8 protein-coding genes are annotated in these 11,772 nt (G+C 51.6%); 2 read left to right on the top strand and 6 right to left on the bottom strand.

Features of this window, described 5'->3' with window-relative positions:
* Window positions 1-63 precede the first annotated feature (63 nt).
* From J2T55_RS09380 to J2T55_RS09360, 5 genes are all read right to left on the bottom strand, one after another.
* On the bottom strand, window positions 64-1,920 hold the full coding sequence (locus J2T55_RS09380; RefSeq protein ID WP_259055839.1) for a site-specific DNA-methyltransferase: 1,857 nt from the start codon (window positions 1,918-1,920) through the stop codon (window positions 64-66).
* A gap of 31 nt (window positions 1,921-1,951) precedes the next feature.
* Window positions 1,952-3,199: a type II toxin-antitoxin system HipA family toxin gene (locus tag J2T55_RS09375; protein WP_259055838.1), complete on the bottom strand. Its 1,248-nt coding sequence runs from the start codon at window positions 3,197-3,199 to the stop codon at window positions 1,952-1,954.
* Entirely contained in the window at window positions 3,186-3,506 is a 321-nt protein-coding gene (locus tag J2T55_RS09370; protein WP_259055837.1) for a helix-turn-helix transcriptional regulator, read from the bottom strand. The genes J2T55_RS09375 and J2T55_RS09370 overlap by 14 nt, the downstream gene beginning before the upstream one ends.
* A gap of 251 nt (window positions 3,507-3,757) precedes the next feature.
* Window positions 3,758-6,613 carry an SNF2-related protein gene (locus J2T55_RS09365; RefSeq protein ID WP_259055836.1) on the bottom strand — a complete coding sequence of 952 codons (2,856 nt, stop codon included), beginning with the start codon at window positions 6,611-6,613 and terminating at the stop codon, window positions 3,758-3,760.
* A gap of 69 nt (window positions 6,614-6,682) precedes the next feature.
* A complete protein-coding gene (locus tag J2T55_RS09360) occupies window positions 6,683-7,348 on the bottom strand; it encodes an Nmad2 family putative nucleotide modification protein (protein ID WP_259055835.1) in 666 nt (221 codons plus the stop codon).
* A gap of 475 nt (window positions 7,349-7,823) precedes the next feature.
* Here J2T55_RS09360 and J2T55_RS09355 point away from each other — a divergent pair, with 475 nt between their 5' ends.
* Window positions 7,824-8,489, top strand: a complete 666-nt coding sequence (locus J2T55_RS09355; protein WP_259055834.1) for a rhomboid family intramembrane serine protease — start codon at window positions 7,824-7,826, stop codon at window positions 8,487-8,489.
* A 205-nt stretch (window positions 8,490-8,694) separates the two neighbouring features.
* Here J2T55_RS09355 and J2T55_RS09350 read toward each other — a convergent pair whose 3' ends face one another.
* Window positions 8,695-10,062, bottom strand: coding sequence for an ammonium transporter (locus J2T55_RS09350; RefSeq protein WP_259055833.1), 1,368 nt, complete (start codon window positions 10,060-10,062; stop codon window positions 8,695-8,697).
* Between the two features lie 542 nt (window positions 10,063-10,604).
* Here J2T55_RS09350 and ribBA point away from each other — a divergent pair.
* Complete coding sequence (gene ribBA, locus J2T55_RS09345) at window positions 10,605-11,720, top strand: bifunctional 3,4-dihydroxy-2-butanone-4-phosphate synthase/GTP cyclohydrolase II (RefSeq protein ID WP_259055832.1); 1,116 nt, start codon at window positions 10,605-10,607, stop codon at window positions 11,718-11,720.
* The last annotated feature ends 52 nt before the right edge of the window (window positions 11,721-11,772 follow it).

The following is an 11,772-nucleotide window of genomic DNA, read 5'->3' as shown; positions in this document are numbered from 1 at the left end:
TAGTTCATGGTGCAATTTCTCTTGGTCGGGAAAAAGCCGAACTATAGCAGCTGGCTCTTTACCCTAAGAAATTGCACTTATTAGGCGAATCCGCGGAGTTTTAACTCTCCATAATACATACTCGTGTTGCGTCCCTATTCCATGAGTCCCCGTTACTGGCGCGCCTTTATCCCATACCATAGTTCCAGCATTAATGGAACCATTTGACTCTAATAACAAATGCAGCCTTTCTATCTCATTCTCATCAATATGACATACAAATACTCCTTCTTCTTTTAATAACTGCATAGAGCTAGAGCAACGATCCTCCATCATCGTCAACCAACTTGAGTGCTGGTAATTATTTTTGTACAAAAATCCACTAGAAGAGGTGTTATAAGGAGGATCTATATGTATGCAGTGTATTGCATCCTGGAATCGCTTTTGCATATCAGATAGCGATTGAAAATTTTCACCATGCATAATTATGCCATCTATCTGCTCATCAATATTTGATATTGCTTCTAGCAATCGCTGAACAAAACCCTCCTCAAAATTCAAAGTATCAACCATGAGAGTCGGGTTTACTTTCAAAAATTCTGTCGTTAAAGGCTCACTATATGCCACCGTGGCCAAATCCTCTTCTATCTCATTGATTGAATGTAGATCAACCCACTCCTTCCGTTGGGTATCATTGGCTACAATCTCAGGATAAAACTCTTCCGGAATGCACCCCAGGCGTATGCACCATGACGTCTCCGTCACGAACTTCTTCTTTAGCCACAGCTTCTTCTGGAAATCCTCCAGCTGGGCCAGAAAGTCGATAATCTTGCCGGCGATCTGGCGAATGACCTTGATCTTGGACAGATACTGCTCGACCCGGGGCGCCGATTCGCTCTCGATATCGTCCAGATGCATGACTTCGTTCTTAATATAGATGTCCAGTTCACGGCGCAGGAAACCGCCCAGGTCCTTGTGGATGAAGTAATCGAAAGTGTTGCGTTTGGTATAGCGCTCCAGATGCCCGGCTAGCCTGCTGTAATCCGCCTGTTCGCCGTTGGCCTTGACATGGTTCTTCGCCAGCTCCGCCAGCCATGGATTCAGGCTGGCGTCCGTTGCAGCCAGAACCCGGCGCACAGCATCCGCCCGCAGATTCTTTTGCGTTGGCGGTTTTTTCGCGGCCGCGGCGGTGGCCTGCGCTTTGGCTTCTTCCGACCAGTCATCCATGGTGGCGGGACGGTATTCAAAGCGGATGACCAGTTCGCCATCTTCCTCGGCAATAAAATCTTCATTGACCAGGATGAATAGCCGGTCCTTGCCTTCCTGCGCCTTGACGTTGCCGTGCTCACCCTCGCTCGCATCGACCAACCGGAAATGCACGCGCATGGGATCGTCGGCACCGGGCTTGAGCGTAAACGTGTAATCGCGCAGGTATTCGCTGGTCTTGATGTAATACTGGTCCTTGTTGGCCCAATGCAGCTTGACCTCTTCACCCTCGTAGGGAATAGCGTAGACGCCGGGCTTGTAGACGCGCTTGGCGAGGAAATCGCCTTCGTGGTAGTAACGGCGGAAGAAGCTGTAGAGATGATCGTAAACTTCGTTCTCCAAACCAGCGATGTCCACGCCCTGCTCGGCAACCTTCTTGCGCAGTTCCTGAACCTTGGGTGACTGCTCAGGATCCATGTCCGCTTTTTCGATGCTGGCTATCAGTTCCTGGAGTTCTTTCTCCATTTCGGCCTTGTCGGCGGTCTGATACTCTGAAAAGGCCTGCTTGACTTGTGGCAACAAATCCTTATCCAGGAACTGACTGATCTCCTCGGCCCGGGCATGCATGACACGATAAAGGCCGAAATCCAGATCCGGCTGATCGAGCTGAAACAATTCCTTGAGCAGCGTGACGAGTTTGTTGAATTGCTTGTTACCGCTATTGTTGTCAGTCATGCCATTTCCATTTCTATAATGATTATTACGTTCAGTCCTGATGAAGCGCCGGTGACAGTACCGTGCGTTCCCATAGATTAGCCGCAAGTTGTTCCGGAATCTCTGCCTCCTCACAGGCTTCCTGCCATGATTGCCGGATCAAGACTTCCATTTCCTCAGCCATTTGTAGCGCTTCCGCTTTGGTCAAACCGAAACGACCACAACTGGAAAGGGCATTAGCCAGCGTACCGCGCTTGCCCTGCTCCCCGACTTCCATTGCCTGGCTGCTTTCCAGGGACATCCGGGGCATTACACAAATATCGTAGGCCGGTGTGAGATGTACATGGCGGCCGTCCCAGAACAGAGCATGGTTACGCGCATGATCATCGGAATTACCGATCATGATATTTAGTAGCATACGGCGAAACAACTCGCGGCATTGGGCCGTTACATCATCGGAGTAGTGACGCAGGTAATCTGCCAAATCCGGGTAACCGGCATAACGTGCCTCCATTTCATCCAGGTCGAGGGCGGTTAATGCACTGAAAAAATGCCGCCGTCCGGATCTAGCTGCCTCGCTGTCAAAACGGTTCACCAGCAAGACATCTTTATTCATCACCGAGAGCTGCTGGCTGGTCACGGTCTCTATACCCACCCGGCGCGCCAACAATAATGCCAGGGCCTCAAGCTTCACCATAGGATGATGGTCTGTCGTGGAGCTGAATTTGGCGATTGCCGGTTGGCCACTCTCCCCATTAATTAATACCTTGGGCCGAGCACCGCCAATGCTGGTGCCATGCAACAGTGCCTGATCCAGCTCCGGCGGTAACGGCTGATTCTGCTCGACTGCCTCGGCCGCGGACAGCATATCTTTCAATTCAGCAGTATGGCTCGCCTTTGGCTGCCACGCCTCCGCATCACCTTGAAAGTGCAGTGCACCAACGCCCTGCCCACCGGCCAGAAGGTAATCGATTTCCGTTAATTCCGCTTCGCCTCGCTCTACCGACATTTGCAATTTATACATCAGCACACGCCGGCCCCAGGCGTCCGGCGCGGCATCCCGCAACACACCGTGCAGCCCGCGGCGGCTGGGTTGCTCGCCGGCCTTAATCGGCAGAGCGTGGGGGAGCAAGGGAATAGCCGCCTCCAAGTCACGGTATGAGCGCCCATAGACAAACCGATGGATGGCATTCGGGCCCGCATCCCGCGCAGCCACTTTGCCGCAGACGACAGGGTCTGTCTCCCCTGGCAGCCAGATCCAGATATAGGCCTCAGTATGACCGGGCTTAAAAGTCATCATCCAGTTCCCGGCTGCTGCCACGTGCCCTTTGCACGGCTGCTGCCTCGGACAGCAATTCGGCCCGGCGGACAGGGTCCATCAGATCCGGATCGGTAGGAATATCCAGCAACCAGCAGACCGTCATTACCGTACCCCAGGCGACATTCGGCTGACCGTCTTCCAGGCGATAGATGGTGGGCCGGGAAGTCCCAGCACGCGCTGCCAAGTCCGCCTGGGTCATGCCCCGGGCCCGGCGTGCCGCGCTGACCAGATCGCCTTGGGCACGGAGGTGGGCTTGGACACGAGCTGGAAGCTGGAATTTTCTCATTTTGTAAAGAATATGATTCACTAAATGTTATAGTGAATCATATATGATTTATTTAGTAGGATGCAAATTCTGGGCTCGGAAAGCGATGTCTGTCCATAGAACACTAACTATTTGTTATTTTTAGGTTTTATCGCTTAACAGGCTGATTCTAACTAGGTTCCTACTTCGGCGTCCGTGGTGAAGTCTAGTATATGCTATTGATTTTTATAAATATTTACTAATCTAGCGTTGGTAGTGTCCTTGTCAGAGAACTAAGCCAATTCCCACCGTATCCGAAACAGGTGGTGGGTAACACTACGCTGTTGTAGTCGCTTTTCCAGGGCAGCAATTAGCTCATCCCGCCGTTTCTCAATGTCATCCTCCACGTCAAATATCTCCTGACGCTGACGACGCTGCTGACTTTCGAGGCGTTTAAGCTCTTCCTGTAGCTGCTTCTGCTCTTCGACAGTCGCTGCGGTGCGAGCCCGGCGCTTGGTATCCCGAATCTTGATCTTAGTGTCATGCAGAGTTTGTTCAGCTGCCATAATCTGATCATCCGCCCACTGCTCCAGCTTTTCCCGTTCGCGCTGAAAATATTCGTTATTTTCATCCAGCGCTTGACTACGCTTAGCCTGTAATTGAAGTTGGGCATTACTCTCTAAAAGCTGTGGTGGTTTCGTGTCATCAAGAGATTCTACGGTTGCAGCCAATGTGAACAGTTGTTCACAGGCCTCCTGGTCCAGGGTTGTACCGTCATCCGCCAAGCCCGTAAAGACCAAATATTCCTCGCGTTCGAAAATCTCCAGTTCCAATAAATTGAGATCGAGCCAACCCGACTTGGTGCTAAGTTGTTCAAGGACTGAGATTTTTAAGGCATGGCCAGACAAATCAAACTTTACAAGTGCTGATGGCGTCTCTAACCTTCTTCCTGCATCCAATACATACTCACCTAATGGGTGACTGAGACGATATAGATGAGCATGTTCGGGGGCAGCTTCGCCCTTACGAATCAGGCGATATTCGCCCTTCTCCGCCGCTGGCGTGGGAGATTCCTGCAAGTTAAACGCTAATTTTTCTTGTTCGAAACACGCCATATCATTAAGTATGTAGCGTGTGAGTTGCCAAAATAGTTTGCTAATACGATCCAGATTCTCTTCGGCTCTTTCGCGTCTAACCTTAAGTAATTCGTGAATATTTGCATCGAAGTGTTCCAGCAGCTTTTGCTCGGTCTCCCGCATACGAGACTCAATCGAGCCCTCTAACTCACTCCTTAGTTTAGTAAACGCCGCTTCGATTTCTTGAGGTGTACGACAAGTTTCATAAATTTCCGAGATACGTTTTTCGAAATCTACACCGGATTCAATTCGCCCTAAAATCTCGTCAGAGGCACCAAATACACCATCGAAAAGATGAAACTTCTCAGACAGCAGTTCTAATACGCGCCTATCTGCAGCATTACGCTGATTCATGAAATTAATAACAACTACATCAAATTTCTGACCATATCGATGACAACGGCCAATACGCTGCTCGACTCGTTGAGGGTTCCAGGGCAGATCGTAGTTAATAACTAGAGCACAGAACTGGAGATTGATGCCCTCGGCGCCGGCCTCAGTAGCAATCATAATCTCGCCCTGATCGCGAAAATAGTCTACTAATGCTGTACGTCTATCGATTGCGGCACTGCCAGTCACACGGTCACTACCTGCGTAATTCTTGAGCCAGCGTTGGTAGATACCAGTCGCCGATGATGAAGTATTAGAGCCACTAAAGGTGATCACCTTATCCCGGAAGCCGTGTGACTCCAGAAAACGGGCCAGATACTCCTGAGTACGACGAGATTCCGTAAAAATGACTGCCTTGGTTGGCGCACCCATCTCACGCATGCGCTCGAAACCTGTCTCAATAGCGTGAAGCAAGGCATAAGACTTTTTATCTTCCTTGATACTTCTTGCCAGTTGGATGTATTGTTCGATTTCGGCGATTTCGCCACGGAGCTTGACGGGATCGATATCCTGCTCTTGACAAGCAAGAGACGTTTCATTGCTTGAACCGGTCTCTTCTAGGATTTCTTCATCGATATCATCCTCTGACAAAAGATTCTCTAACCAATCATCATCCAATGTCTTCTGCTGTTCTAGTTTCTGTAGTCGCTCCAATATAATTTGTAAAGTTGCAGTAACCGCCTCAGTTGAAGAGGCTAGTAATTTACGCAGAACTAAGCCAATCAAATGGCGCTGACGAGGAGGAAAACCATAACAATCCTCGCGTTGAAGGTATCCGGAAACTAGATCATATAGTCTCTGTTCTTCGTCACTAGGCTCAAATGGGATCGTCAATGGCCGTCGTTCAGTATACTGGATATATTCCAATACCTGTCGGCGCAAGGTGCGTTTGGTAAAATCTCTCAACCGATGCTTCAAACCCTGAAGATCGCCATCTGAACGCATATACTGACTTCGGAAACTAACTGCGTCTCCAAAAAGGTGCTCGTCAATGATTGTGGAAAGACCATAGATTTCCAGAAGACTGTTCTGGAGTGGTGTCGCTGTCAATAACAGCTTTCTCGATCCTGCCAGAGACCTTTTAATGGACTGTCCAGATTTATGACTGTCGCGGTGTGCATTACGTAGTTTTTGTGCTTCATCCATGACAACCAGATCCCATGGAACCTGACTCAACTGTTTTTCAATATTGACAGCAAAGTTATAGGAAATGATATTTACCCAGTCTTGACTTAAAGGGTTGTCAAATCCTTCTTTACGAAGTTGCTTCCACCTTCTTGCATCAAGTATTTGCGTATCTAGATGAAATTTTTCAGCCAGTTCATTAGCCCATTGCTTGCGTAATGATGCTGGACAAATTACTAACAAGTTACGTCGACGCTCGGCCCAATATTGAGCAAGTACAAGTGCGGCTTCAATAGTTTTACCTAGTCCAACCTCGTCAGCCAACAAGTGCCCTTTGGTCAAGGGATTTTGCAGAGCAAATAGAGCTGCATCAATTTGATGAGGATTTAAATCGACACTAGCGTCAAAGAGAGACTGCACTATGCGGTCATCACCATAACCACGGCGGCGTCGGGTTAACTCCCAGGCAAAGTATTTTGCTTGATATTCCGTTATCATAGTTTTCTTATTAGCTGATATAATATTATTCGTAATATCGCTTGAATCAGGCTAGCCGTAAACTATCAGTTAATGGGCATTATCTTTTTGATCATCATCCTTCCTAATAGCGCACCCAGCACAACCCTTGAAACCATGCCAATCTATGATGTAATCGGGCCAGCCATAGGCCTGTCCAACTGGTAGACTTAAGGATCGAATCCACTTAATAAAATCTTGAACATAAGGATCATTACTGTCTTTACTATGACCTTGTTGTGGATGACATATCGCAAGCAAATGCTCGGGAAGGGACAAAGGTCGGTTCCCAAAATAATAAAAATCTCTGGAAATTAGGACATTTTCACCACTTAAATCCGTATCGTAGTTTCCCTGATCATGAACACTCGATCTCTGGATAGGAATATCGCCGCTGGAAAAATCATAGATACAATCCCCCAGCCGATCCTGCAAAGCCATACTGGTTATATCAGGTATTCTATGTGGCCATCTTGCAGTGGCACTTTTGTCATAATCCTGCAGTGACATTTTTTCCTCTATATTCATCGCATAGACTAATTTCTGGCTGAAGTCGCCGCCTGGCGCATTTTTAGATCCGATACCTACAACCCAATCACCCACTTGAGCCGTCTTGCGAATTTTGGGTTTGCATATTGCCAAAGTACACATCCCAAAAAATGGATTTGGGGCCGCACCGTCATCAATAGGAATGGTGTAAGAATATAATTGAGGCATAATTATCAGTTAAATTTAAAATGTGCTTAAGTATTATCCAGTGACTGTCTGTAAAATACCCTATTAACAAGCAAAATTTTCCGGTCTATAGCGTCGACACATTCTATAGACATGTCGAAGAAAAGCCGTTTTATCGACATATCATTCAATTGGTACGGATTGACTGGATGAATCGAAATATGGCGCCCCCTGGAGTCTTAGTCGACCACGCCTTTGGTCTTATCTAATTGATTTTAAATCAATTAGATAAGACAGCAAGGTCAAGCTAGTGTACCGCCCCTCACTATTAGCCTGTCGGTGTACCAGCGAGACGGAGCCGACGCAACCTCGGATTGAGTTGACCAAGATAATATCCTGGTCCTGCTGGACCGTGACAGGTCTGCGTTCGACTCGTCTGACCAAGTCTGAGTCCAGGCTGCTTTCCCGCTAAAGCCATAGCCTGTAGCTTTGTTAGCAGTCCGAACGAGCGACAGACATGCTCAATGCAAGAGTAAGCGAACCTGATGACCCGACCGTCCAGATCCGCCGGTCACGCCTGATCGCTGCCGGCGTCGCCGGTTTTGTCGGGCTGATCTGGCTGATTCACCTGGTTATCTTTTTCACTGGATGGAACCCGGCATTCCTGGGCGTGCGCCCCGGCGTTACCTCGGGTCTGGTCGGCATCCTGACCGCACCATTGATCCATGGCTCGTGGGGCCATCTCATCAGCAACAGTCCGGCGCTACTCGTTCTGGGTATTTTCGTCCTCTTTAACACGCCCCGGGCCAGCCGCATCACCTTGCCCATCATCTGGCTGGGTTCCGGTCTGGGCGTATGGCTGTTCGCCCGCGAGTCCGTGCACATCGGTGCCAGCGGTCTGACCTACGGCATGCTGTTTTACATGCTGGTCAGCGGCATCCTGCGCCGCGATCGGCAGTCGATTGCCCTGACGCTGGTCGTTTTCTTCCTGTACGGCGGCATGATCTGGGGGGTGTTTCCACTGGCGCGTGGGGTCTCGTTCGAGTACCACTTGTTCGGGGCAATTACCGGCGTCCTCTGTGCCGTCGTACTACGCCACCGGGATCCCCTGCCCCCGGTTAAGCGCTATGACTGGGAGTTCGAGGATGACGACAGCGATGATGACCTTCCGCGGATAAACTAATCCAGCCTCTTCCAGTTCTCCTGTCCTGGTGCCCGTGACATATGCCTATCCGTTTTGTACTAACGGCGGGTGTCTGTGCTACCGACAGACTTCTGCATCACCATAAAAAACGCCCGTACCGGGTATCCCCGATACGGGCGTCGGATCCGTTGGCCGGTGTCGTTAGCTGGCCTGGCCGGTCAGCGTGACACCGGTACGGAACGGCCTAGGTGTTGCTCTCGGAGTTGAGGTCGACGTCGGGCTCTATACCCCACTTGACCTTATCCAGACCTTCGGCCTGTTCATCATCGGAGACACGCAGTCCGGTGGTGTGCTCCAGAATGAAGGACAGTATCCAGGCCGTGACCATACCAAGGCCGACGCAAACCAGAATGCCGACGACCTGCATCAGGATGCCGATCTCGCCATGCTGGAATGCGTACGCGCCTTCCTCGATGCCGATATAGCCGCCGCGCGGCGTACCCGCCTTCAACAGGCCGAGCATGATCAGGCCGTAGGAGCCGGCACCGATGAACAGCGGTATCAGCTTGTGCTCGTCGACGTTGCGCTTCTGCATGAACTCGTAGACGAAGTAGGCCACGATCGGACCACCCAGGGCGACGAGGAACATCTGCCACGGCACGTAGACGTCGAAGCCGGAGGCACCGGTCACGTAGCCCGCCAGCGGACCGAGCAGCAGGTAGGCGTTCTTGCCCGTCGCATAGGAAATGATGGCACCCATAATCATGCCACCGGCCCAGGCTGCCGCGTAGTTATTGAAGGCAATACCGACACTGGTATCCGCCATGGTCACACTGACTGCCAGCGCCTCGGGATCAACGAAGAACAGGCAGGACAGGATCACCATCGGCAGGGCGGCAAAGATGGTCATGACACCAGTGGCCACCAGCGCCATGTCGGATGGCCGGTACTCGGTCACCTTGGCATGGGGCGCGAACTGGCCGGGCCGCGCACCGAGCTTGCGGACGAACACCAGCGCCATGCCGGCCGGGAACAAGTAGACAAACCCGACACCAAAGAAGTCATGGAAGCCCAGGTTGGTCAATGGGCCGACCGAGCCCCAGGTCCACCAGCTGAGTATCGAGGAAACGACGGCGGCAACAAAGGCCGTGACGTAGAATGCCGATGCCTTCATGCGCTCCGACACTGCGAAATGCAGCAGGACGGTTACGATACCGGCAAAACAAGCCAGGAAGAAAATGAAGATCTGGAAGTTGTTTATACCGGGGAAGGTCGCCGGGTCCACATTTTGCGCCAGCGAGTTGGCAAGTCCGCCGCCGCCCCACCAATCCTTGATGGTATCCATCAGCGTGTAGCCTTCCATGATGTAATACTGGGAAGCCCAGAATGCAAAGCCGATCAGAAAATAGGTTGCGGCACTGATAAAGAACCCCGTCATTTTTTCAATGACGGCATTAAACGCGTTTTTTCGTCGGGCACCCCCAACATCGATCAAGAGCAGACCGATTACAATAAATATTGCTCCGACCGTGCCGGAAGCATATACAAGGTTTTGCAGGAGCATGTTGGTGGTAACCTGCTCTGCAAACTGAGTTGCTGCTTCTGTTGCCATGGGTAATCCCCTGAGTCTATGTTTATTATGCGGATTGCAAACACCGTTAAATTTAGTGTCAGCCAATCTGCGCGTCTATTGCGCCTAATAGTTACAACCTAAGGGGTATTAGACGACCTGTGTCGCAAATTACCAAGATTTTGTGCAGAGACACTATCAATTTCAGTGAGTTATGAATATTGCAGTCCGCAGGCAATGCCGCCGATCAAGGCCCGTTAAAGCCTGATAATGGTTACGCTACGCGCATGAGCAACACGATTCCTGATGAGATTGTCTGAGCGGCAACATGATGGATCGAAGTATTCTGCCGAAGGCATCAATTGCACGCTACAGGTGCAACTTTAAACAAGGCCGTCGTGTTCCATGCGGCAAATCCAGGGATGGTGGCTATTGAAAGTGTTGTTCCAGATCGGTTTATCACTTTAGTAATACTCACCACAGCCAATTGACCGCGGCTATCATCTGATACGACTATTAAGATGAATCATCAGAGCTGTATGTGCTGATGTTCATCCGATTTCAGTAGATGGGTCATCCTCGCCATGAATGTTGAATGCAGTAGCACGGAAGAACTGATTGCCGATATCCAGGACGGCAGGATGGTTATCCTCATGGACGATGAGGATCGCGAGAATGAAGGTGACCTGGTCATTGCTGCCGAGCACGTACGCGCCGAGGATGTTAATTTCATGGCGCGCTATGGTCGCGGCCTGATCTGCCTGACGCTAACGCGGGAACATTGCCAGCAACTCGACCTGCCGCTCATGACCAGCGCCGGTGCCAGTCACTCGGGCACCAACTTCACGGTTTCGATCGAGGCTGCGCGCGGCGTGACCACCGGCATTTCCGCAGCGGACCGGGCGGTGACCGTCAGAACGGCGGCGGCCGCGGATGCCCGGCCCGTTGACCTGGTGCAACCGGGCCATGTCTTTCCGCTCATGGCACAGCCGGGCGGCGTACTCGCCCGCGCCGGGCATACCGAGGCGGGTTGTGACATGGCGGGCCTGGGCGGACTGGTGCCGGCGACGGCCATTGTCGAGATCCTCAATGACGACGGCACGATGGCGCGGCGCCCGGACCTGGAACGGTTCGCGCATCGGCATGATCTGAAGCTGGGCACGATCGCCGATCTCATCAACTATCGCAGCAAAACGGAAAAGACCGTACGCCGCGTTGCCGAAACGCCGCTGCAGACCGAGTTCGGTCCATTCCGGCTTATTACCTACGAAGACAGCATCGACAAGGATATTCACCTGGCGCTGGTCAAGGGTACGATCGATCCGGTCTCGCCGGCGCTGGTCCGCGTGCACATCGGCAACCCGGTCGCCGACCTGACCGCCGCGGTCAGCGATCATTTCGGCTGGCCGCTGCGCGATGCACTGCGCCGCATTGGCCAGGCCGATTCCGGGGTCGCCGTCATCCTCGGCAATCACATGAGCAACAGCGATATCATTCGCCAGGTGCAGCAGCTGTCAGAGGATGCGCCGCGAACCGACACCGGATCGCAGTCGCAGCGCCGCGACTTGCGCATGATCGGCATTGGCGCGCAGATTCTTGCGGATATCGGCGTGCGTCGCATGCGGGTGCTGAGCGCGCCGAGGAAAATCAACGCCCTTTCCGGTTTCGGCCTCGAGGTCGTTGAATACATTCACGATTGAATCACGGACAGCGTGGTGCAGCGATCCGCTGCGCCGCGGCCAGGGAGTCAAG

The organism is Methylohalomonas lacus, from assembly GCF_024808875.1.
GTDB lineage: Bacteria > Pseudomonadota > Gammaproteobacteria > Methylohalomonadales > Methylohalomonadaceae > Methylohalomonas > Methylohalomonas lacus.
This window is presented reverse-complemented; position numbering and strand designations above follow the sequence as displayed.